We start from the raw sequence: 22,237 nt of genomic DNA on the forward strand, positions 1-22,237 counted from the left end.
CCGTCATGTTGCATATTTTCTGTCCCCACTGCGGCGAGCTGCGCTCCGAAGAAGAGTTCCACGCCTCTGGCCAGGCGCACATCGCCCGCCCGCTGGATCCTAACGCCTGCTCCGACGAGGAGTGGGGTACCTACATGTTCTACCGTGACAACCCACGCGGTATTCACCACGAACTGTGGGACCACGTTGCCGGCTGCCGCCAGTATTTCAACGTCACCCGCGACACCGTGACCTACGAGATTCTGGAAACCTACAAGATTGGCGAGAAGCCGCAAGTGACCGCCAGCGGCAAGCAGAGCAGCGCCGCGTCGACCGTCAAAGGCCAAGGGGAAAAAGTATGAGCCAGACCTATCGCCTCGCCAGCGGCGGCCGTATCGACCGCAGCAAGGTCCTGAACTTCACTTTCAACGGCAAGACCTATCAAGGTTATGCCGGTGACAGCCTGGCCGCCGCATTGCTGGCCAACGGCGTCGACATCGTCGGCCGCAGCTTCAAGTATTCGCGCCCACGCGGCATCATCGCCGCTGGTACCGAAGAGCCGAACGCCATCCTGCAGATCGGCTCCAGCGAAGCCACCCAGATCCCCAACGTGCGTGCCACCCAGCAGGCGCTGTACGCAGGTCTTGTAGCTACCAGCACCAACGGCTGGCCGAACGTCAACAACGACGTCATGGGCATCCTGGGCAAGGTGGGCGGCAGCATGATGCCGCCGGGCTTCTACTACAAAACCTTCATGTACCCGAAATCGTTCTGGATGACTTACGAGAAGTACATCCGCAAAGCCGCCGGCCTTGGCCGTGCGCCGCTGCAGAACGACCCGGACAGCTACGACTACATGAACCAGCACTGCGACGTGCTGATCGTCGGCGCCGGCCCTGCTGGCCTGGCCGCCGCACTGGCCGCTGCCCGCAGCGGTGCCCGCGTGATCCTGGCTGACGAGCAGGAAGAGTTCGGCGGCAGCCTGCTCGACACCCGCGAAACCCTCGACGGCAAGCCTGCTACCGATTGGGTCAACGCCGTGGTCAAGGAGCTGGAAAGCCTGCCGGAAGTGACCCTGCTGCCACGTGCCACGGTCAACGGCTACCACGACCATAACTTCCTGACCATCCACGAGCGCCTCACCGACCACCTCGGCGACCGCGCCCCGATCGGCCAGGTTCGCCACCGCGTGCACCGCGTGCGTGCCAAGCGCGTGGTGCTGGCTGCCGGCGCCCACGAGCGCCCGCTGGTGTACGGCAACAACGACGTGCCGGGCAACATGCTGGCTGGTGCCGTTTCCACCTACGTACGCCGTTACGGCGTGGCCCCGGGCCGCAAGCTGGTGCTGTCGACCAACAACGACCACGCCTACCGCGCCGCGCTGGACTGGCACGACGCCGGCCTGCAAGTGGTCGCCATCGCCGACGCCCGTCACAACCCGCGTGGCTCGCTGGTCGAAGAAGCGCGTGCCAAAGGCATCCGCATCCTCACCTCCAGCGCCGTGATCGAGGCCAAGGGCAGCAAGCATGTTACCGGCGCCCGTGTGGCCGCCATCGACGTGCAGGCACACAAGGTCACCAGCCCTGGCGAAACCCTCGAGTGCGACCTGATCGCCACCTCCGGCGGTTACAGCCCGATCGTGCACCTGGCTTCGCACCTGGGCGGTCGCCCGGTATGGCGTGAAGACATCCTCGGCTTCGTGCCGGGCGATGCTCCGCAGAAACGCGAATGCGTGGGTGGCATCAACGGCGTCTACGCCCTGGGCGACGTGATCGCCGATGGCTTCGAGGGCGGCGTTCGCGCAGCCACCGAAGCGGGCTTCAAGGCCACCGTTGGCAGCCTGCCGAAAACCGTTGCACGCAAGGAAGAGGCCACTGTGGCGCTGTTCCAGGTGCCGCACGACAAAGGCACTGCCCGTGCACCCAAGCAGTTCGTTGACCAGCAGAACGACGTCACCGCAGCCGCCATCGAACTGGCCACCCGCGAAGGCTTCGAGTCGGTCGAGCACGTGAAACGCTACACCGCGCTGGGCTTCGGTACCGACCAGGGCAAACTGGGCAACATCAACGGCCTGGCCATTGCCGCCCGTTCGATCGGCATCACCATCCCGGAAATGGGCACCACCATGTTCCGTCCCAACTACACGCCGGTTACCTTCGGCGCGGTAGCGGGCCGTCACTGTGGTCACCTGTTCGAGCCCGTACGCTTCACCGCCCTGCATGCCTGGCACGTGAAGAACGGCGCCGAGTTCGAAGATGTCGGCCAGTGGAAGCGCCCATGGTACTTCCCGAAAGCCGGTGAAGACATCCACGCCGCCGTGGCCCGTGAATGCAAGGCCGTGCGCGACAGCGTGGGCCTGCTGGACGCCTCGACCCTGGGCAAGATCGACATCCAGGGCCCGGACGCGCGTGAGTTCCTCAACCGCATCTACACCAACGCCTGGACCAAGCTCGACGTGGGCAAGGCCCGCTATGGCCTGATGTGCAAGGAAGACGGCATGGTCTTCGACGACGGCGTAACCGCCTGCGTCGGCGACAACCACTTCATCATGACCACCACCACTGGTGGCGCCGCCCGCGTGCTGCAGTGGATGGAGCTGTACCACCAGACCGAATGGCCGGAACTGAAGGTGTACTTCACCTCGGTCACCGACCACTGGGCCACCATGACCCTGTCCGGCCCGAACAGCCGCAAGCTGCTCAGCGAGCTGACCGACATCGACATGGACAAGGAAGCCTTCCCGTTCATGACCTGGAAAGAAGGCAACGTCGGCGGCGTACCGGCCCGGGTGTTCCGTATCTCGTTCACCGGCGAGCTGTCGTACGAAGTCAACGTACAGGCCAACTACGCCATGGGCGTGCTGGAACAGATCATCGAGGCAGGCAAGAAGTACAACCTGACCCCGTACGGCACCGAGACCATGCACGTACTGCGTGCCGAGAAGGGCTTCATCATCGTTGGCCAGGACACTGACGGCTCGATGACCCCGGATGACCTGAACATGAGCTGGTGCGTGGGCCGCAACAAGCCGTATTCGTGGATCGGCCTGCGTGGCATGAACCGCGAAGACTGCGTGCGCGAGAACCGCAAGCAACTGGTAGGCCTGAAGCCGGTCGACCCGAACCAGTGGCTGCCGGAAGGCGCCCAGCTGGTATTCGACCCGAAACAGCCGATCCCGATGGATATGGTTGGCCACGTCACCTCAAGCTACGCGTCCAACTCCCTGGGCTACTCGTTCGCCATGGGTGTGGTCAAAGGCGGCCTCAAGCGCATGGGCGAGCGCGTCTACTCGCCGCAGGCGGATGGCAGCGTGATCGAGGCGGAGATCGTGTCTTCGGTGTTCTTCGATCCGAAGGGTGAGCGGCAGAACGTTTGACTCCGGGCCCTGTGGGGGCAGGCCAGGCCCAATCGCCGGCAAGCCAGCTCCCACAGGATCGATGCAGCTTTGAAGGTTGGCGAGCTCCCTGTGGGAGCTGGCTTGCCGGCGATGAGGCCGGTAGCCCCAACACACAAGCTGCGTCGCATCGACGAACAAGAATTCAAGGCAGGTAAGAAATGAGCGCTATCAACGTCTTCCAGCAAAACCCCGGCGCCGAGGCCAAGGCCCAGTCGCCACTGCACCACGCCGACCTGGCCAGCCTGGTTGGCAAAGGCCGCAAGAACGCAGGCGTGACCCTGCGTGAACGCAAGTTCCTCGGCCACCTGACCATTCGTGGCGATGGCCACGACCCGGAGTTCGCTGCCGGCGTGCACAAGGCCCTGGGCCTGGAGCTGCCAGTGGCACTGACCGTGGTCGCCAACAACGAAATGTCGCTGCAATGGATGGGCCCCGACGAGTGGTTGCTGATCGTCCCGGGCGGCCAGGAGTTTGCCGTTGAGCAAAAGCTGCGCGCAGCCCTCGAAGGCCAGCACATCCAGGTGGTCAATGTCAGCGGCGGGCAGAGCCTGCTGGAACTGCGCGGCCCGAACGTGCGCGAAGTGCTGATGAAGTCCACCAGCTATGATGTTCATCCGAACAACTTCCCGGTGGGCAAGGCAGTCGGCACTGTCTTCGCCAAGTCGCAACTGGTGATCCGCCGCACCGCCGAAGATACCTGGGAGCTGGTGATTCGCCGCAGCTTCGCCGACTACTGGTGGCTGTGGCTGCAGGACGCTTCGGCCGAGTACGGCCTGAGCATCGAGGCTTAAGGAGAACAGAACATGAGTCGGGCACCGGATACCTGGATTCTCACCGCCGACTGCCCGAGCATGCTCGGCACCGTCGACGTGGTGACGCGTTACCTCTTCGAGCAGCGCTGCTACGTGACGGAGCACCACTCCTTCGATGACCGGCTGTCGGGGCGTTTCTTCATTCGCGTGGAGTTCCGCCAGCCGGATGATTTCGATGAAGCCGGCTTCCGGGCCGGCCTTGCCGAGCGCAGCGAGGCGTTCGGCATGACCTTCGAGCTGACCGCACCTAACCATCGCCCCAAGGTGGTGATCATGGTGTCCAAGGCCGACCACTGCCTTAACGACCTGCTGTATCGCCAGCGTATCGGTCAGCTGGCCATGGACGTGGTCGCGGTGGTATCCAACCACCCTGATCTCGAACCCCTGGCACACTGGCACAAGATTCCTTACTACCACTTTGCCCTCGACCCCAAGGACAAGCCCGGGCAAGAGCGCAAGGTACTTCAGGTGATCGAGGAAACCGGCGCCGAACTGGTGATTCTTGCGCGCTACATGCAGGTGCTGTCACCGGAGCTGTGCCGGCGCCTGGATGGTTGGGCGATCAACATTCACCACTCGTTGCTGCCAGGGTTCAAAGGCGCCAAGCCTTATCACCAGGCGTACAACAAGGGCGTGAAGATGGTTGGCGCTACCGCGCACTACATCAACAACGACCTGGACGAAGGCCCGATCATCGCCCAGGGTGTGGAGGTGGTCGACCACAGTCATTACCCCGAAGACCTGATTGCCAAAGGGCGCGACATCGAGTGCCTGACCCTGGCGCGAGCGGTGGGGTATCACATCGAGCGACGAGTGTTCCTCAATGCGAACAGGACTGTGGTGCTCTGACCGCGTCTAGCTTTTATCGCGGGCATGGGCTTTCAGGGTTTCGCGGATGGCTGTAACGAACCTCTGGCGCATGTCCGCACCCAGTTTGTTACCTGGAATTGGATCGCCGTCGCGGTCCACCCAGCCTGCTTTGAACTCGTGAAGATCCATGCCTTCGGCTTCTTCGTCGAAGTCGTAGCCTGGACCATAAGCCGCGTAATAGAAGATCTTGTCGGCGTCCAGAAAGTACCGCTGTTTGCCGAACAATGCTGCTTCGATGTCTGGGTCGAAGCCCTGCTGCCTGGCAGCCTCGACCCAGTATGGCCAGAAGGCGTCCTCGGGGCGCTCAGTATCCGTCATGGTGGTTCTCCAGTTTGATAGACGATGGGTTACTGCATCCCTATCGAATCACTCGGTCGCCAACGTATTGCGGTAGATATTCATCGCCCCGGGCATGCGCGCGACCACCACCTGGCCGATTGCCGTTCAGAGGTATTTGCCTGTCGTTTCCAGTCAGCGCATCCGTCCCCATCAGGCCCACAATTCCCTGCATTCCAGTAACACATGCCGCCCACGGATGGCGGCGCGTTCAACCACCGCTGCATAAATATAAATCAAGCGAGGTAAGAGCATGTCTGGCAATCGTGGAGTGGTATATCTCGGCGCCGGCAAGGTCGAGGTGCAGAAGATCGACTACCCGAAAATGCAGGACCCACGCGGCAAGAAGATCGAGCACGGCGTGATCCTGAAGGTGGTCTCCACCAACATCTGCGGCTCCGACCAGCACATGGTCCGCGGTCGCACCACTGCCCAGGTCGGCCTGGTCCTGGGCCACGAAATCACCGGCGAGATCGTCGAGAAGGGCCGTGACGTCGAGCGCATGCAGATTGGCGACCTGGTCTCGGTGCCATTCAACGTAGCCTGTGGCCGCTGCCGCTCCTGCAAGGAAATGCACACCGGTGTCTGCCTCACCGTAAACCCTGCCCGCGCTGGCGGTGCCTATGGTTACGTCGACATGGGCGACTGGACCGGCGGCCAGGCCGAATACGTGCTGGTGCCGTACGCCGACTTCAACCTGCTGAAGCTGCCCGAGCGCGACAAGGCCATGGAAAAGATCCGTGACCTGACCTGCCTGTCCGACATCCTGCCGACCGGCTACCACGGTGCCGTGACTGCCGGCGTTGGCCCGGGCAGCACCGTCTACGTTGCTGGCGCCGGCCCGGTCGGTCTGGCTGCCGCTGCCTCGGCGCGCCTGCTGGGTGCTGCTTGCGTCATCGTCGGCGACCTCAACCAGGCCCGTCTGGCTCACGCCAAGTCCCAGGGCTTCGAAGTGGTCGACCTGTCCAAGGACACCCCGCTGCACGAGCAGATCGTCGATATCCTCGGCGAGCCTGAAGTGGACTGCGCCATCGACGCCGTTGGCTTCGAGGCCCGCGGCCATGGCCACGAGGGTGCCAAGCATGAGGCGCCAGCTACCGTGCTGAACTCGCTGATGCAGGTTACCCGCGTTGCCGGCAACATCGGTATCCCGGGCCTGTACGTGACCGAAGACCCGGGTGCGGTGGATGCTGCCGCCAAGATCGGCGCGCTGAGCATTCGCTTCGGCCTGGGCTGGGCGAAATCGCACAGCTTCCACACCGGCCAGACCCCGACCATGAAGTACAACCGCCAGCTGATGCAGGCGATCATGTGGGATCGAATCAACATCGCTGAAGTGGTTGGTGTGCAGGTGATCAACCTGGATCAGGCGCCGGAAGGTTATGGCGAGTTCGATGCGGGTGTGCCGAAGAAGTTCGTGATTGACCCGCACAAGATGTGGGGGGCGGCGTAATCAGCGCCGATTAACAAGAGCCCCTCGAATCGAGGGGCTTTTTTGTGGCTGTTGCACTGATCTCAACGCGTGCACCGCACCTGTGGGAGCGGGCTTGCCCGCAAAGAGGTTCGACCAAACAGCATATTAATAACCGTTGTCTACGCGGACTTAGAGCATTTATGGTGGAAGCACTTTATTGCTCGCTATATTTAGGTGGGCGTTTTTTTCGTGTTTCCATGTTGTCTCTGATGAAGTCTGCTTCCTCTCGAATTTTTTTGGCCTTACCGTAATAGTAATCGGCATTTCCTCGATGCTTGGGCTTGATTTTTTTACCATCCAAACGGCGGGTAAGTTCTCCGTGCACGAGTCGTTCTCTATTGCCAAGTGCTTCTAGGCTTTTGGCTCGATTTTCAAGTTTTACGAGTCTAGTCATTGTCTCGCTATCCGGCGTGAACCTGGAAAACTCAACTGTTTTGGTTTTTCCATCCGGAAGCATAGAGTATTCAGGAAGGCTAACAGTTGATCCTCCTATCTCGTTTTCGGTTGGCCGATATTCGGCCGATTGCAAAGAGCGTCTTCGATCAGAAGGTCTGGTTTGGGTCTTTGTTGCTCCTTTCGTGCGAAGCCCTAGCGTGTTAGCTATACCTTTAAAAAAACTTCTTATTGGATTGTTTCCAGATGGGTCAATAAAGTTAACTGGGTCACAGAAGCAATATGCGTAGCTGTTGAGGCCCCCGTCTTCGAAAGGACTATAATCGTCCGGCGAGTTGAATCGCATTCGCAAAGGCGAAAAAATTCTGTTTCCATTGCCAAGTGCGTAGCCTAATAGTGTAGAATTAAAAAGCTCGGCATTGAACCGGAGTAAAAAACTTGAGTCTTCTTGATTGGAGTAATGGCCGTATGCGGAATAGGTAAGTGAATTACTGCTTTGCTCGTCCAGTTCTTCAAGTACGGTTCCGTTCTCATTTGAGGCAAGCAGCTTTATTTCTTTTGAGCTATCATTGATGTTTTCCGCCAAGAGTAGTTCATGGGTCCGGAAAATTTTTCTCCACTGATTTTTTGACTTTGTATTGGATATTTTGCCCGTTTGATAGAAAAGCAGGTCACTGCTTGCATTCGTTTTCATGGGTTCTGGTTCCTATTCTAAGATAAGCGGATGCGCCCACCTGTAGGCAGTACCCAGTATCACTGACCATGCTCTATGGAGATACTGATAAAAATACTAGGTAATTGTATTTCATCTCTCGCATTACGCATGTCCAGCAGTACCGGTAACGGAACTAACCATCAATCTATCGGTCGAATTTCTCGTTTCCCTCGCCACCCCGGCCCACGAGGTCCTTCCCGATGAAAGCATTCACCTTGGCAACCCTGATGACCCTGGCCGCAAGCCCGGTGTTCGCCTTCAACCTCAGCGACGCCGCCAACGCCGTGTCGGCCATGCAGAACCAGAATCAGAGCCAGCAAGGCCAGTTCCAGGCACCCGAGGCGCAGGCAAACCTGCTCAATACCTTGGGCAGCCAATTGAATATCACCCCGGAGCAAGCCGTGGGCGGGGCAGGGGCCATGCTTGGGCTGGCGCGCAACAACCTGAGCAGCGACGACTATGGCCAATTGACCAAGGCCGTGCCAGGGCTGGACCTGCTTGCCGGGGCCAATGCACTGGGTGGCTTGAGTGGCCTGGGTGAGTTGCTGGGCAAGAACAGCGAGAGCCAGTCGGCTTTGAGCAATGCGCTGGGCAACAATGTGGAAAACCGCAGCGACCTGGACAATGCGTTCAAGGCGCTGGGGATGGATACCGGGATGATCGGGCAGTTTGCGCCGTTGCTGCTGCAGTACCTGGGGCAGCAGGGGATTGCTGGGTCGTTGTTGCAGAACCTGGGGAGTTTGTGGACCACTCCTGCTCCATTGACTCGACCTTCGGTCTGAGGGTTTTGCCAGCATCACAGCCTTGAAGGCTTACGCTGTACCTGTAGGAGCGGCCTTGCGTCGCGAAAGAGGCGCGAAGCGGCCCCGGCAATCTGTGTGGTGACGCTGAAATCCTGGGGCCGCTTTGCGGCCCTTCGCGACACAAGGCCGCTCCTACAAAGGCCAGCGCAGGCCATGAGAATGGTGTATCCCGCAAACACGGAATCGCGTCCTGTCAGGTCGCTTCCGTAAAGTCTACCAGGCGTACCGGGCGGCGGAAGCCGGCGGTCAGTACTGCCAGGTACGCAAGACCCAGCGCAAACCAGCACAGGCCAATCACCAAGGTAAGCGCCGACAGGCTGGTCCACAGCCACAGTGTCAACCCCAACCCCACCAGCGGCACCAGGCCATAGCTCAGCAGCCCTTTGAGGCTGCGCTGCGAGGCATCGTCCACCAGGTGGGTCTTCACCACCGCCAGGTTCACCGCCGAAAACGCCACCAGCGCACCAAAGCTGATCAGCGAGGCAAGGGTCGCCAGGTCGATCACCAACGCCAGCAACGAGAACGCCGAAACCAGCAGAATGGCGAACACCGGCGTGCCAAAGCGCGGTGACAGGTAGCCGAACGTTCGCTGCGGCAGCACCTTGTCACGACCCATGGTGAATAGAATGCGCGACACAGCCGCCTGCGAGGCCAGCGCCGAGCCCAAGCTGCCAGCCACATAGGCCGCAGTGAAGAAGTTGGCCAGGAACTGCCCGCCCGCCTTGAACATCACCTCGTTGGCCGCCGCATCGGCATTGGCAAAGGTGGTGCCGGGTAGTACCAGTTGGCTGACATAGGCCAGCACGGTGAACAGCACGCCGGCGAACAGGGTGGTGAGGATGATTGCCCGTGGCACATCGCGGCGGGCATCGCGGCATTCTTCGGCCAAGGTCGAGACAGCGTCAAAGCCGAGGAACGACAGGCACAGCACCGCCGCACCAGCCATCAGCGCGCCGAAGCCCGGCTGCGAACCGTCGCCCAGCAGTGGTGAAAGCAGGTCGAGCGGTTGGCCGGCCAGGGACTGGCAGGAAAGGGCGACGAACACCACGATGAAGACGATCTGTGCACCGACGATCAGGTTGCTGGTCTTGGCCACAGAGTGAATACCGACCACGTTGAGCACCGTGACCAGGGCGATAGAGGCCAGCGCGATCGACCACGCGGGGATGGCCGGAAAGGCGATGTTCAGGAACAAGCCGATCAGCAGGTAGTTGATCATCGGCAGGAACAGGTAGTCGAGCAGCAGCGACCAGCCGGCCAGGAAGCCAACGTTCGGGCCGAAGGCCATGTTGGTGTAGGAGTACGCCGAGCCCGCGACCGGGAAGCGTTTGACCATGAAGCTGTAGGAGGTGGCGGTGAACAGCATGGCCACCAGGGTGACGATATAGGCGCCGGCCGTGCGACCACCAGTAAGTTCGGTGACGATGCCGTAAGTGGTGAAGATGGTCAGCGGGACCATGTACACCAGGCCGAAGAACACCAGGGCGGGCAGGCCGAGGACACGGCGGAGCTGGACGGGGGTGGAGCTGGGGGGGTTGGCCATCGTTCGATCCAGAGCATTTTTTGTAGTTGTGCTTTGGTCGATTTTTATCCACTTAGGTGGGGTGTGACAAAGAAGTAATCCTAATGCTGATTATTAGCCAGGTTTTTAATCGGATTCTTGTAATGCCTGTACCTGCCTCTTCGCGGGCTCGCCCGCTCCCACAGGACCTGCACAGAATTCAAAAACTGTGGAGATCCTGTGGGAGCGGGCATGCCCGCGAAGAGGCCGGATCAGGCAGTAAAGATCTCAGCCCATCTCCACCCGCAGCTGCTCGATCCGCAAGTCCTTCTCCACCCACAACTGGTTCACCCAGGCCTGCACGGTCTGCCTGAACTCAGCATCATTCTCGTAATCCCCCGCCCACAGCATCGGGTCCAGTTCACGCACACGAATGTCGATAATCACCCGGCTGATGCTGCCATTGAGCAAATCCCAGAAACCCGGCGCCTTGTTGCCGGGGTAGACGATGGTCACGTCCAGCAAGGCATCCAGCTGCTCGCCCAATGCCGCCAGCACGAACGCCACGCCACCAGCCTTGGGCTTGAGCAGGTAGCGATACGGCGATTGCTGCTGCTGACGCTTGGCTTCGGTGAAGCGGGTGCCTTCCAGGTAGTTCACCACGGTCACCGGCTGGCGCTTGAACAGTTCACAGGCAGCCTTGGTGATTTCCAGGTCCTTGCCTTTCAGCTCGGGGTGCTTCTCCAGGAAGGCCTTGCTGTAGCGCTTCATGAACGGGTAATCCAGCCCCCACCAGGCCAGGCCCAGCAGTGGTACCCAGATCAGCTCCTTCTTCAGGAAGAACTTGAAGAACGGTGTACGGCGGTTGAGGCTCTCGATCAGCGCCGGGATATCGACCCAGGTCTGGTGGTTGCTGACGGCCAGGTACGAAGTGTCCTTGCGCAGGTTCTCGACGCCGCGGATATCCCACTGGGTAGGAATGCACAGGGCAAAGATGGCCTTGTCGATCTCCGACCAGGTCTCGGCCACCCACATCACCGCCCATGAGGCATAGTCACGCCCACGCCCCGGAAGCACCAGTTTGAGCAGGGCGAAGACCAGCAGCGGGCAGATCAACACCAGGGTGTTGAGCAGCAGCAGGGTGGTAGTGAGGATGCCGGTCAGCAGGCGACGCATAAAGAGACTCTTGTTGTAGGAGATAAACGGTTGGCAATGATAAGCAGGGCCGTGCCCTACGCCAAATTTCCAGTGCCCTGCGGCGAGGACAAATGTTTCACATTATGTTGGATAGGCTTGTGACAGCGAACCTATCCTGCCAGTGCAGTCTAAGCACTGACCCTCCTCAAGGAAGCTTGCCTGTGAAACCTCTGCTTGCCCTGTTGTCGTTGTTGGCGCTGCCGGTCATGGCCGCCGAGCCCACAATCTATGGCCGTTACGAGAACATAGCCCTGCCCGAACTGGGCGAAACCCTGAAAGCCAAGATGGATACCGGTGCCTTCACCGCGTCGCTGTCGGCCAAGGATATCGAGCTGTTCACCCGTGATGGCGACGAGTGGGTGCGCTTCCGCCTGGCCACCAAGGACTCGGACGGCAAGGTGTACGAGCACAAGGTCTCGCGCATCAGCAAGATCAAGGGCCGTGCCGATGAAGAGGAGGAAGGCGATGCGCCGGAAATCTCCAAGCGCCCGGTGGTCGACCTGGAGCTGTGCCTGGGGGACGTGAAGCGCACCGTCGAGGTCAACCTGGTGGACCGCAGCAGCTTCAACTACCCGCTGCTGGTGGGTTCCAAGGCTTTGCGCGAGTTCAAGGCGGCGGTCAATCCGGCCAAGAAGTTCACCGCTGGCAAGCCAGGCTGCTGATCGCAAGCCACCTGTACCGGCCTCTTCGCGGGCACGCCCGCTCCCACAGGGATGGCGCGTGTCCTTGTGGGCTGCGCGGTACCTGTGGGAGCTGGCTTGCCTGCGATGGGGCGCATAGCGGCCCCACGATCTCAGCGCTGATGCAGAAATCGCCGGGGCCGCTCTGCGGCCCTTTCGCGACACAAGGCCGCTCCTACACAATAGTGCGTCGCCATAGATATCTGCACAGGCCCGGACGCCATGCCCCACATCCTCATCGTCGAAGACGAAGCCGCCATCGCCGACACCTTGGTCTATGCCCTGCAGGCCGACGGCCATAGCACCGAATGGGTAACCCTGGGCAGCGCCGCCCTCGACCAGCAGCGCCAGCGCCCGGCCGACCTGGTCATCCTCGATATCGGCTTGCCCGATATCAGTGGCTTCGAAACCTGCCGTCAGCTGCGCCGCTTTAGCGAAGTACCGGTAATGTTCCTCAGCGCCCGCGACGGCGAGATCGACCGGGTGGTGGGACTGGAAATCGGCGCAGACGACTATGTGGTCAAACCCTTCAGCCCGCGTGAAGTGGCGGCGCGAGTACGGGCGATCCTCAAGCGCATGGGCCCCAGGGTCGAGCCAGCTGTCGAGACCACGCTGTTCCAGCTCGATACCTTACGCATGCAGATCACCTACCGCAGCCAGCCTCTTCCCCTTACCCGCCATGAATTTCGCCTGCTGCAATGCCTGCTCGAGCAACCGCACCGGGTATTCAGCCGCGAACAGCTGCTGGACGCCGTGGGCGTGGCCTCTGACGTTGGCTACGAGCGCACCATCGACAGCCATATCAAGAGCCTGCGCGCCAAGCTGCGCCAGGTGGCCAGCGACGCCGAACCGATCCAGACCCACCGTGGCCTCGGCTACAGCTACAGCCCGGACCATGCTTGATGCGCCTGGGCATCCGGATCTTCCTGGTGTACTTCCTGTTCGTCGGGCTGGCGGGCTACTTTCTGCTCAACACGGTGCGTGAACAGATCCGTCCGGTAGTGCGACAGTCCTCGGAAGAAACGCTGGTGGACACCGCCAACCTGCTGGCCGAGATCCTGCACGATGACGTCAAGGCCGGCACCCTGAACCAGAGCCGCTTGCCCGAAGTGCTCAAGGCCTACGGCTCGCGCAGCCCGGGTGCGCAGATCTGGGGGCTGGCCAAGAACCAGGTCAGCCACCGCATCTACGTCACCGATGCCAAGGGCACCGTACTGCTGGACTCCAGCGGCGAGGACCTGGGCAAGGACTACTCGAAGTGGAATGACGTGTACCTGACCCTACGTGGCCAGTATGGCGCCCGTTCCACCCGCAGCGACCCCGAAGATGAAAGCACCTCGGTGATGCATGTAGGCGCGCCGATCATCGACGATGGCAAGATCATCGGCGTGGTCACCGTGGCCAAGCCCAACAGCTCGCTGCAACCGTACATCGACCGCTCAGAACGGCGCTTGCTCACCTTGGGGCTGGGGCTGATCGGCCTGGGCCTGCTGATCGGTGCCGCGTTGTCGTGGTGGCTGGCGCGCTCGCTGCGCCGGCTGGCCCGCTACGCTCAGGCGGTCAGCGAGGGCGAGCGCGCCGCCCTGCCGCATTACAAGGGTGGTGAACTGGCTCACCTGGCCCAGGCGGTCGAGCACATGCGCACCCAACTGGAAGGCAAGGCTTATGTCGAGCGGTATGTGCATACCCTGACACACGAGCTGAAAAGCCCGCTGGCGGCCATTCGTGGCGCTTCCGAGCTGTTGCAGGGCGATGACATGCCGGCTGACCAGCGGGCGCGCTTTGCCGGCAACATCGAGCGCGAGAGCGAGCGTTTGCAGCAGATGATCGAACGCCTGCTCAACCTGGCCCGGGTCGAGCAGATGCAGGCGCTGGAGGATGAGCAGCAGGTGGCGCTGGCGGCATTGGTGGACGAGTTGCTGTTGGCCCATGCGGCGCGTATCGAAGGTGCCGATTTGCAGGTGCGTCAGCGGGTGCCGGCTGGTTTGCGCCTGTTGTGTGACCCGTTTCTGATGCGCCAGGCGCTGGCCAACCTGCTCGACAACGCGTTGGACTTCACCCCGGAGGGCGGCGCGCTGCTGTTCGACCTGGAGCGCGATGGCGAGCGGGTGGCGCTGAGTGTGTTCAACCAGGGGCAGGCGATACCTGCCTATGCCATTGGGCGGGTGAGCGAGCGGTTCTACTCGCTGCCGCGGCCGGGGAGTGGGCGCAAGAGTACCGGGCTGGGGCTGAATTTCGTGGCCGAGGTGATGCAGCTGCATGGCGGGGCGTTGGCGGTGGATAACGTCGATGGTGGGGTGCGGGTGAGGTTGTGGCTGCCGGTGCGGCGTATCAGCTGACATTGCCGGGGCTGCTGCGCAGCCCATCGCGACACAAGGCCGCTCCTACAAGAGCGCGCGTCCTCCTGTAGGAGCGGCCTTGTGTCGCGATGGGCCGCAAAGCGGCCCCAAAAACACACAATCTCCACACCATCTCCCCGAGGCCTCCACGCAAGGCGCAGACACTGCGCCCACTGCCACAGGAGGCCCCATGAACAAGACCCTCGGTTTCAAACTCGGCATGATCGCCGTATTGATCTTGCTGCTGCTCGTCCCGCTACTGCTGATCAGCGGCCTGATCGGTGAACGCCAGGCCCTGCGCGACACTGTGCTGCGCGATATCGCCCAGAGCGCTAGCTTCGACCAGCAACTCAGCGGCCCGCTGCTGGTGGTGCCCTACCGCAAGTACCAGCGCCGCTGGATCGAAAAGGACGGCGAGCGCACCCAGGAAACCAGCACCATTGCCGGTCACCTGTACTTCCTGCCGGAAACCTTCGACGCCGACCTGGGCGTGGACACCGAACTGCGCGCCCGTGGCATCTACCAGGCCCGGCTGTTCCACGCCAAGGGCCGTATCAGTGGCCGCTTCAAGCTCCCGGAACGCTGGGGCATCGACAAGGACTTCGACGACTACCGCTTCGACAAGCCGTTCCTGGTGGTGGGCATCAGCGATATCCGCGGCATCGAGAACGGCCTTGAGCTGAGCATCGGCGAGCAGAAAGTACCGTTCGAAGCCGGTACCCGGCTCGACTGGATGCGCGGCGGCGTGCACGCCAGCCTGCCGGGGCTGGACGGCTTGCAGGCGCGTGAATTCAGCTATGGTTTCGATCTCGCACTGCAAGGCACCGGCCAGCTGCACGTAGTGCCGGTGGGCCGCACCAGTGCCGTGGACCTGCGTGCCAACTGGCCGCACCCGAGCTTCGTCGGCAACTACCTGCCCAGTCGCCGCGATATCGACGCCCAAGGCTTCAGTGCCCACTGGCAGACCTCGTTCTTTGCCACCAACCTCGAAGACGCCCTGCGCCAGTGCGCCACCGCCGGGCAGTGTGCGGACTTCAGCGAGCGCAGCTTCGGTGTCAGCTTCGTCGACCCGGTGGACCAGTACCTGAAGAGCGAGCGGGCGATCAAGTACGCCTTGCTGTTCATCGCCCTGACCTTCGCCGGCTTCTTCCTGTTCGAAGTGCTTAAGAACCTCAGCGTACACCCGGTGCAGTACATCCTGGTGGGGGTGGCGCTGGCTTTCTTCTACCTGCTGTTGCTGTCGTTGTCCGAGCACATCGGCTTTGGTTTGGCGTATGGGTTGTCAGCTTCGGCGTGTGTGCTGCTGATCGGCTTCTACCTGGGCCATGTGCTGCGCAGCCTGGGGCGTGGGGTGGGCTTTGCGGTGGGGTTGGCGGCGTTGTATGCGCTGCTGTACGGGCTGCTGAGTGCCGAGGACTATGCGCTGTTGATGGGCTCGTTGCTGTGCTTTGGCCTGCTGGGGGTATTCATGGTGCTGACCCGGCGGCTGGATTGGGCCCGGGTGGGGAGGGTGGCATGAGGGAGGACAGAGAGATCGGGCGGTGGTTGGCCCTCAGGATCGGGCAGTTGTTTCCTGTGATACCGAGGTGAGGCATTCGCAGCACAAGGCTGCTCCTACAGGGGAGCAGCCTTGTGCTGCGAATGGGCCTGTCAGGCTGCCGGTGCTGTTGCCACCATCGACGGCCGCTTGGCCACCTCGGCATACCACGCAGCCAAGCCAGGCTGGTGCTCACGCCAGCCAAACTCGGGCTGGCGCAAATCCAGATACCCCAGCGCACAGGCCACGCCAATCGCTGCCAGGTCGAACCCGGACATCAACTCGGGCAAATGCTCCTGCTCCAGATTGGCCAGGCTACGGCGGATCTTGTCGCCCTGTGCCTGCAGCCAACCATCCCAGCGCTTGTCTACAGGGCGCAGGAAACTCTCGTAGCGGCTCGATACCGCCGCATCCATGATGGCATCGGCCTGCGACACTAGCGTCATGCGCCGCCAACGCGCCGAGCCTTCGCGCGGCAGCAGCGGCAGGCCGACGTGCTGCAGGTCGAGGTACTCGCAGATCACCCGGCTGTCATGCAGAACGGTGCCGTCTTCCAGGCGCAGGGCCGGGATCTTGCCGATCGGGTTGTCCTGGTTGAGCTGTGGGTCGCCGCTGACCGGGCTGATGTTCACCGGCTGCAGCTGCACGCGCTCAAGTTGGCCGGTCTCGTGCAACACCACCATGACCTTGCGCACGAAAGGCGACAACGGCGAGTGGAACAGAGTCATCGTGCTCATGCTTCAGTTACCCTGCAGGCTCGGTGGCAGACACACGCCGGTACCGCCGATACCGCAGTAGCCGTCCGGGTTCTTGGCCAGGTACTGCTGGTGGTAGGCCTCGGCAAAGTACACGGTCGGTGCCTGGTCGATTTCGGTGGTGATCTCACCGAAGCCGGCCTTGCTCAGTTCGGCCTGGAAGGCGTCGCGGCTGGCCTTGGCCTGTTCCAGCTGTTCAGGGCTGGTGCAGTAGATGGCCGAGCGGTACTGGGTGCCGATGTCGTTGCCCTGGCGCATGCCCTGGGTCGGGTTGTGCAGTTCCCAGAACATCGCCAGCAACTCGCGGTAGCTGACTCTGTCCTTGTCGAACACCACCAGCACCACTTCGGTGTGGCCGGTCAGGCCCGAGCACACTTCCTCGTAGGTGGGGTGGGGGGTGAAGCCGCCTGCGTAGCCGACCACTGTGCTGACCACGCCTTCACGCTGCCAGAAGCGGCGCTCGGCGCCCCAGAAGCAACCCAGGCCGAAGATGGCGAAGTCGATGGCACCTTCGAAGAATGGGCCGAGCAGCGGCGTGTCTTTGAACACGTAGTGGAACTCGGGCAGGCTCATTGGCGTTTCGCGGCCAGGCAGGGCCTGTTCCGCGGTTGGCATGACGTTTTTGTTCACCAGGATTTCCGAACGCAGGACCATGGCCGTTCCTCTGTGTTTATTCAGTTGGATAGGTGGTGGGGCCATCGCCGGCAAGCCAGCTCCCACAGGGATATCACAGATTTTGAGATATGAGCGGTCCCTGTGGGAGCTGGCTTGCCGGCGATAGGGCCCGAATGGGTTCTATAGTGCCCGAGGTTTGCACGGCTGTCAGGCCACTGGGCCACGCGGATAGCGCTTCAGCCGTTCAGCCAGCTCGCGCCCCGGAATCGGCCGGTCGAACAGGTAGCCCTGGCCCACGTCGCAGCGGTGCCGGCGCAGGAACGCCAGCTGCTCCGGCGTCTCGATACCCTCGGCTACCACCTTCAGCTTGAGGTTGTGAGCCATGGCTACCACCGCCGAGGTGATTTCCATGTCGTCCTGGTTGTCCGGGATCTCGTTGATGAAGCTGCGGTCGATCTTGAGGATGTCGATCGGAAACTTCTTCAGGTAGCTCAGCGACGAATAACCGGTGCCGAAATCGTCCATGGCCAGGGTCAGGCCCAGGGCCTTCAGTTCATCCAGCTGGCGGTGGGTATCTTCGGTGGCTTCCAGCAGCAGGCCTTCGGTCAGCTCCAGCTCCAGCAGGTGCGGGGGCAGGGCTTCTTCCTCTAGGATCGTGCTGATCGATGCCACCAGGTCCGGGTCGGAGAACTGCTTGGGGGACAGGTTGATGGCCACATGCAGGTTGCCCATGCCGGCTTCGCGCAGTTGCTGGCTCATGCGGCACGACTGGCGCACCACCCATTTGCCGATGGGGATGATCAGGCCGGTTTCTTCCGCCACGCTGATGAACTGGTCCGGGCGGATCATCCCGCGCTCAGGGTGGTTCCAGCGCAGCAGCGCTTCCAGCCCCAACAGGCGGCCGCTGCGCAGGCACAGCTTGGGCTGGTAGAACACCTCCAGCTCGTTCTGGGTCAGGGCACGACGGAGGTTGTTCTCGACGAACAGCTTGTAGCTGGCTTCGGCATTGAGCACTTCGGTAAACACCTGCACCTGATGCTTGCCGTTGGCCTTGGCCTTGTGCAGCGCCAGGCCGGCGTTCTTCATCAGGCTGGCCGGGTCGGCGCCATGCAGTGGCGCGCAGGCCAGGCCCACCGAGGCGGTGACGTTGATCAGCTGGTTGTCGACGAACATCGGTTTGTCGAGGGTGCGCAGCAATTGCTGGGCGACCCCCTGGCCATCTTCAAGGCTTGTATCGTCGAGCAGTACCGCGAACTCGTTACTGGCAAAGCGCGCCAGGATACCGCCCGAGTGCAGGCTGTTGCGCAGGCGCCGGGCCAGGCTGATCAGCAGCTTGTCGCCGGTCTGGTGGCCGAGGCTGTCGTTGATGCGCTTGAAGTTGTCGATGTCCACCAGCAGCAGACACATCGAGTATTCGCCATCACGGGCAAAGCGCTCGTCCAGGCTGCGAATGAACGCCGGGCGGTTGCCCAGGTTGGTCAGGTTGTCGGTATAGGCCAGGCGCTCGATGCGCTGCTGGGCCAGCTTGGTCTGGGTGACGTCTTCGTAGATGCCGATGTAGTGGGTCAGCTCACGGTTGTCGCCATATACCTTGGAAATCGAAAGCTGGCCCCAGTAGGGTTCGAGGTTCTTGCGCCGGCTCTTGAACTCGCCCTGCCAGCTGTTACCCATGGCCAGGCTCGACGGAGAGTCGAACAGCAGCTCGCTCAGGTTCTCCAGCGCTGGCAGCTCAGCCAGGTGGCGGCCTTGCACTTCTTCGGTGCTGTACTGGGTGATGGCAGTAAAGCTGGGGTTGACGTATTCCACCACACCGTCGCGGTTGACCAGCAGGAAGGCGCTGGCGCTTTGCTCGACTGCGCGCTGGAACAGGTGCAGGGCGCTGGCGGCGGTGCGCCGGTTGTGGTTGGTGATGACCTGGGCGAACTGGTCGGCCAGTTCGCCGGCAAAAGCGATTTCGTCCGACTGCCAGGCCCGTGTCTGGCCGGTCTGCTCCAGGCACAGCACGCCGACGACCTGGCCATCGACACGGATACTGGCATCGAGCATGGCCTTGTTATCCGGGCACAGGCTTTGTGTCAGGGCTCGGGTCCGCGGGTCGTGGCCGGCATTGTGGGCGTCGATGGCGCGGCTGGCGTGCAACGCGTCAAGGTAGTCGGGGAAGCGGCTGGCATCGATGGCTTCGGGCTGGCGGTGTTCTTGCGCGTCCCGGTACCAGGCGATGATCGGCTCCAGGCGCTGGTCTTCAAGGTGCCAGATACTCGCAATATCGACCTTGTAGATTTCGCAGGCGCTCTGGGTAATCAGCTGGGCGGCTTCCCGCAGAGAGTTGCCTGCGCTGTAGCGCTGGCGGGCCAGGCGCAGGATCAGGTCTTGCTGGCCACGTACCCGTTCCAGGTGTTCGAGTTGTTCCTGCTGCGCGCGCTGGTTCAGTTGCAGGGCTAGTTGCAGGCGGTTGTTGCGCGATTCCAGGTCGCTGGCACCGGCCTCGCTGGTTTCTTCGGCCTGGTCGTCGAGCACGCTCAGGTAGCCGCGCAACAGATGGCGGTTGTGCTGCTTGTAGGCTTCCCCAGCCTCCAGCAGGCGTAGCGAAGCAGTTGGCGTGTGCAAGGTGTAGCGCACGCGGTAGTACCCGCGCTGGGCCAGTTGCAGCTGGATCTCGTCGTGTAGCCGGTAGCGGGCCTCGGGTTCCATCAGGCTGGCGTAGGGTGCGTCTACCAGGGCGCAGAGGTCGCCAGCGTGCAGGCCGAACTGGCGCTCGCAGGCCGGGTCGAGGTAGAGCATGGCCCAAGTGGCTTCGTTGAGCCTTTCGAAGCGCAGCATGCCGAGCCGCGAGGGCACGGGTAACTGCGTGACGACCTCGGCCGCCACACGGCTGGCGGCATCGGGTTGGCTTTTCATCGAAGACTCGCTTGAAGAGGAAACGCGGCCTTTGGGGGCGGCAGGTCTGGCAAGGTTGCATCATGTCCCGGGGGCTGGCAAGCAGCCATGCGTGATGCTGTGGACGGGTTATCGGCTGGTGGGTGGGAATCTGTAGTCTGGCTGATATTTCCGGGGCCGCTTTGCGGCCCCAATGTGCCTTATGCGAGGCAAAAAAAAGCCCCGCCAATCGACGGGGTTGAGGTACGAGCGTGGCAGCTCGAAAAGCATACTGCCCCTCGCAGGGAGGGGCAGCGGGCTGCCTTACAGCAGCATGGTGCGGATATCGCCCAGCACGTCGCCCAGGCGCTTGGTGAAGCGCGCGGCGGCAGCGCCGTTGATCACACGGTGATCGTAGGACAGCGACAGCGGCAGCATCAGCTTCGGCTGGAAGGCCTTGCCATCCCAGACTGGCTGCATGGTCGCCTTGGAGACGCCCAGGATCGCCACTTCCGGCGCGTTGACGATCGGCGTGAAGCCGGTGCCGCCAATGTGGCCGAGGCTGGAGATGGTGAAGCAGGCGCCTTGCATCTCGTCGGCCGACAGCTTCTTGGTGCGGGCTTTCTCGGCCAGCGCAGCCGCTTCGGCAGCCAGTTGCAGCAGGCTCTTCTGGTCGACGTTCTTGATCACAGGGACCAGCAGGCCGTCCGGGGTGTCCACGGCAAAGCCGATGTGCACGTACTTCTTGCGGATGATGGCCTTGCCGCTTGGCGCCAGCGAGCTGTTGAAGTCTGGCAGTTCCTTGAGCAGGAAGGCGCAGGCCTTGAGCAGCAGGGGCAGCACGGTCAGCTTAACGCCAGCCTTCTCGGCCACGGCCTTCTGCGCAACGCGGAAGGCTTCCAGCTCGGTGATGTCGGCGGAGTCGAACTGGGTCACGTGCGGCACGTTCAGCCAGCTGCGGTGCAGGTTGGCAGCACCGACCTGCATCAGGCGGGTCAGGGCCACTTCTTCCACTTCACCGAACTTGCTGAAGTCCACGGCAGGGATTGGCGGGATGCCGGCGCCACCGGTTGCGCCGGCGGCTGCCGGTGCCTCCTTGGCCTTCTGCATCATCGCCTTGACGTAGACCTGCACGTCTTCTTTCAGGATGCGGCCGTGCGGACCGGTCGCGGCAACCGCGCCCAGGTCGACGCCGAATTCACGGGCCAGCTGACGAACCGCCGGGCCTGCGTGAACCTTGGCGTTGCTACCGGCAGCCGGTGCGGTAGCAACCGGTGCAGGGGCAGCAGCCGGGGCTGCAGCGGCAGGTGCGGCGGCCGGAGCCGCTTCAGCCTTGGCCGGGGCAGCAGCGGCAGGTGCCGGAGCAGCAGCCGGGGCAGCGCCCGCGACTTTCAGCTTGAAGATCAGGTCGCCAGTGCCGACTTCGTCTTCCAGCTTGCACAGGACTTCTTCGACCACGCCGGCAGCCGGCGACGGGATTTCCATGGAGGCCTTGTCGGACTCCAGGGTAATCAGCGACTGGTCGGCTTCGACGGTGTCGCCGACCTTTACCAGCACTTCGATGATCTTGGCCTTGCCCGACGAACCGATGTCCGGCACGTGGATGTCCTGCACGCTGGCGGCAGCCGGGGCTGCTGCCGGAGCTGGGGCAGGGGCGGCTTCGGCGGCCGGAGCCGGCGCAGCAGCCTGGGCCGGAGCGGCGGCCGGAGCCTCAGGGGCCGCTGCAGCGGCGCCCTCGGCTTCCAGGACCAGCAGCTCGTCGCCTTCTTTCAGGCGGTCGCCCAGCTTGACCTTCAGTTCCTTGATGACGCCGGCTTTCGGGGCCGGGATCTCCATGGAGGCCTTGTCGGACTCCAGGGTCAGCAGGCTCTGGTCAGCCTCGATACGATCACCGACCTTGACAAACAGCTCGATGATTTCACCTTCACCGCTGCCGATGTCAGGTACGCGAATGAGTTCGCTCACTTAAAAATACTCC

General features: G+C 62.2%; 18 protein-coding genes. 10 read left to right on the plus strand and 8 right to left on the minus strand.

Going from position 1 to position 22,237, the window contains the following annotated elements; all coding sequences use genetic code 11:
* The first annotated feature begins 5 nt into the window (after positions 1 to 5).
* From ACK56M_RS01940 to purU, 4 genes are all read left to right on the plus strand, one after another.
* Complete coding sequence (locus tag ACK56M_RS01940) at positions 6 to 341, plus strand: sarcosine oxidase subunit delta (protein WP_039613194.1); 336 nt, start codon at positions 6 to 8, stop codon at positions 339 to 341.
* The gene (locus ACK56M_RS01945) at positions 338 to 3,355 is read left to right on the plus strand and encodes a sarcosine oxidase subunit alpha (RefSeq protein WP_061303832.1); all 3,018 of its coding nucleotides are present in this window, start codon (positions 338 to 340) and stop codon (positions 3,353 to 3,355) included. The genes ACK56M_RS01940 and ACK56M_RS01945 overlap by 4 nt, the downstream gene beginning before the upstream one ends.
* 179 nt (positions 3,356 to 3,534) lie before the next feature.
* Positions 3,535 to 4,167, plus strand: coding sequence for a sarcosine oxidase subunit gamma (locus tag ACK56M_RS01950; RefSeq protein WP_013970521.1), 633 nt, complete (start codon positions 3,535 to 3,537; stop codon positions 4,165 to 4,167).
* Between the two features lie 12 nt (positions 4,168 to 4,179).
* Positions 4,180 to 5,037, plus strand: a complete 858-nt coding sequence (gene purU / locus ACK56M_RS01955) for a formyltetrahydrofolate deformylase (protein ID WP_013970522.1) — start codon at positions 4,180 to 4,182, stop codon at positions 5,035 to 5,037.
* Between the two features lie 6 nt (positions 5,038 to 5,043).
* Here the strand turns inward: purU and ACK56M_RS01960 are convergent, their stop codons facing one another.
* Positions 5,044 to 5,376 carry a hypothetical protein gene (locus ACK56M_RS01960; protein WP_061550718.1) on the minus strand — a complete coding sequence of 111 codons (333 nt, stop codon included), beginning with the start codon at positions 5,374 to 5,376 and terminating at the stop codon, positions 5,044 to 5,046.
* A gap of 271 nt (positions 5,377 to 5,647) precedes the next feature.
* Between ACK56M_RS01960 and fdhA the strand changes: the two genes are divergently transcribed.
* Positions 5,648 to 6,847, plus strand: coding sequence for a formaldehyde dehydrogenase, glutathione-independent (gene fdhA / locus ACK56M_RS01965; protein WP_039613198.1), 1,200 nt, complete (start codon positions 5,648 to 5,650; stop codon positions 6,845 to 6,847).
* A 175-nt stretch (positions 6,848 to 7,022) separates the two neighbouring features.
* Here the strand turns inward: fdhA and ACK56M_RS01970 are convergent, their stop codons facing one another.
* Positions 7,023 to 7,955 carry an RHS repeat-associated core domain-containing protein gene (locus ACK56M_RS01970; RefSeq protein ID WP_191472011.1) on the minus strand — a complete coding sequence of 311 codons (933 nt, stop codon included), beginning with the start codon at positions 7,953 to 7,955 and terminating at the stop codon, positions 7,023 to 7,025.
* A 221-nt stretch (positions 7,956 to 8,176) separates the two neighbouring features.
* Between ACK56M_RS01970 and ACK56M_RS01975 the strand changes: the two genes are divergently transcribed.
* Positions 8,177 to 8,758 carry a DUF2780 domain-containing protein gene (locus ACK56M_RS01975; protein ID WP_100413394.1) on the plus strand — a complete coding sequence of 194 codons (582 nt, stop codon included), beginning with the start codon at positions 8,177 to 8,179 and terminating at the stop codon, positions 8,756 to 8,758.
* A gap of 214 nt (positions 8,759 to 8,972) precedes the next feature.
* On the opposite strand, the gene ACK56M_RS01980 is transcribed toward ACK56M_RS01975, so the two are convergent.
* Both ACK56M_RS01980 and ACK56M_RS01985 read right to left on the minus strand, forming a co-directional pair.
* Positions 8,973 to 10,322, minus strand: coding sequence for an APC family permease (locus ACK56M_RS01980; protein ID WP_003257525.1), 1,350 nt, complete (start codon positions 10,320 to 10,322; stop codon positions 8,973 to 8,975).
* Between the two features lie 246 nt (positions 10,323 to 10,568).
* The gene (locus ACK56M_RS01985; RefSeq protein WP_025337401.1) at positions 10,569 to 11,456 is read right to left on the minus strand and encodes an acyltransferase; all 888 of its coding nucleotides are present in this window, start codon (positions 11,454 to 11,456) and stop codon (positions 10,569 to 10,571) included.
* A gap of 182 nt (positions 11,457 to 11,638) precedes the next feature.
* On the opposite strand from ACK56M_RS01985, the gene ACK56M_RS01990 reads away from it, so the two are divergent.
* From ACK56M_RS01990 to creD, 4 genes are all read left to right on the plus strand, one after another.
* On the plus strand, positions 11,639 to 12,139 hold the full coding sequence (locus ACK56M_RS01990; protein ID WP_015268670.1) for an ATP-dependent zinc protease: 501 nt from the start codon (positions 11,639 to 11,641) through the stop codon (positions 12,137 to 12,139).
* 240 nt (positions 12,140 to 12,379) lie between these two features.
* Positions 12,380 to 13,060, plus strand: coding sequence for a two-component system response regulator CreB (gene creB / locus ACK56M_RS01995; protein WP_309672021.1), 681 nt, complete (start codon positions 12,380 to 12,382; stop codon positions 13,058 to 13,060).
* Positions 13,060 to 14,496: a two-component system sensor histidine kinase CreC gene (gene creC / locus ACK56M_RS02000; protein WP_015268672.1), complete on the plus strand. Its 1,437-nt coding sequence runs from the start codon at positions 13,060 to 13,062 to the stop codon at positions 14,494 to 14,496. Before creB ends, creC begins: the two co-directional genes overlap by 1 nt.
* 190 nt (positions 14,497 to 14,686) lie before the next feature.
* A complete protein-coding gene (creD, locus tag ACK56M_RS02005) occupies positions 14,687 to 16,015 on the plus strand; it encodes a cell envelope integrity protein CreD (RefSeq protein WP_309672024.1) in 1,329 nt (442 codons plus the stop codon).
* Positions 16,016 to 16,146: 131 nt separating this feature from the next.
* Here the strand turns inward: creD and ACK56M_RS02010 are convergent, their stop codons facing one another.
* The 4 genes from ACK56M_RS02010 to aceF form a co-directional block, all read right to left on the minus strand.
* Positions 16,147 to 16,770 carry a glutathione S-transferase gene (locus ACK56M_RS02010; protein ID WP_061550870.1) on the minus strand — a complete coding sequence of 208 codons (624 nt, stop codon included), beginning with the start codon at positions 16,768 to 16,770 and terminating at the stop codon, positions 16,147 to 16,149.
* Positions 16,771 to 16,773: 3 nt separating this feature from the next.
* Positions 16,774 to 17,442 (minus strand): peptide-methionine (S)-S-oxide reductase MsrA, encoded by a 669-nt coding sequence (msrA, locus tag ACK56M_RS02015; RefSeq protein ID WP_003257532.1) that lies wholly within the window; start codon positions 17,440 to 17,442, stop codon positions 16,774 to 16,776.
* 168 nt (positions 17,443 to 17,610) lie between these two features.
* Positions 17,611 to 20,301: a putative bifunctional diguanylate cyclase/phosphodiesterase gene (locus ACK56M_RS02020; protein ID WP_015268675.1), complete on the minus strand. Its 2,691-nt coding sequence runs from the start codon at positions 20,299 to 20,301 to the stop codon at positions 17,611 to 17,613.
* 282 nt (positions 20,302 to 20,583) lie between these two features.
* Complete coding sequence (aceF, locus tag ACK56M_RS02025; protein WP_015268676.1) at positions 20,584 to 22,224, minus strand: dihydrolipoyllysine-residue acetyltransferase; 1,641 nt, start codon at positions 22,222 to 22,224, stop codon at positions 20,584 to 20,586.
* Positions 22,225 to 22,237: the final 13 nt, after the last annotated feature.

Source organism: Pseudomonas sp. s4, assembly GCF_046764235.1.
Classification (GTDB): domain Bacteria; phylum Pseudomonadota; class Gammaproteobacteria; order Pseudomonadales; family Pseudomonadaceae; genus Aquipseudomonas; species Aquipseudomonas asiatica.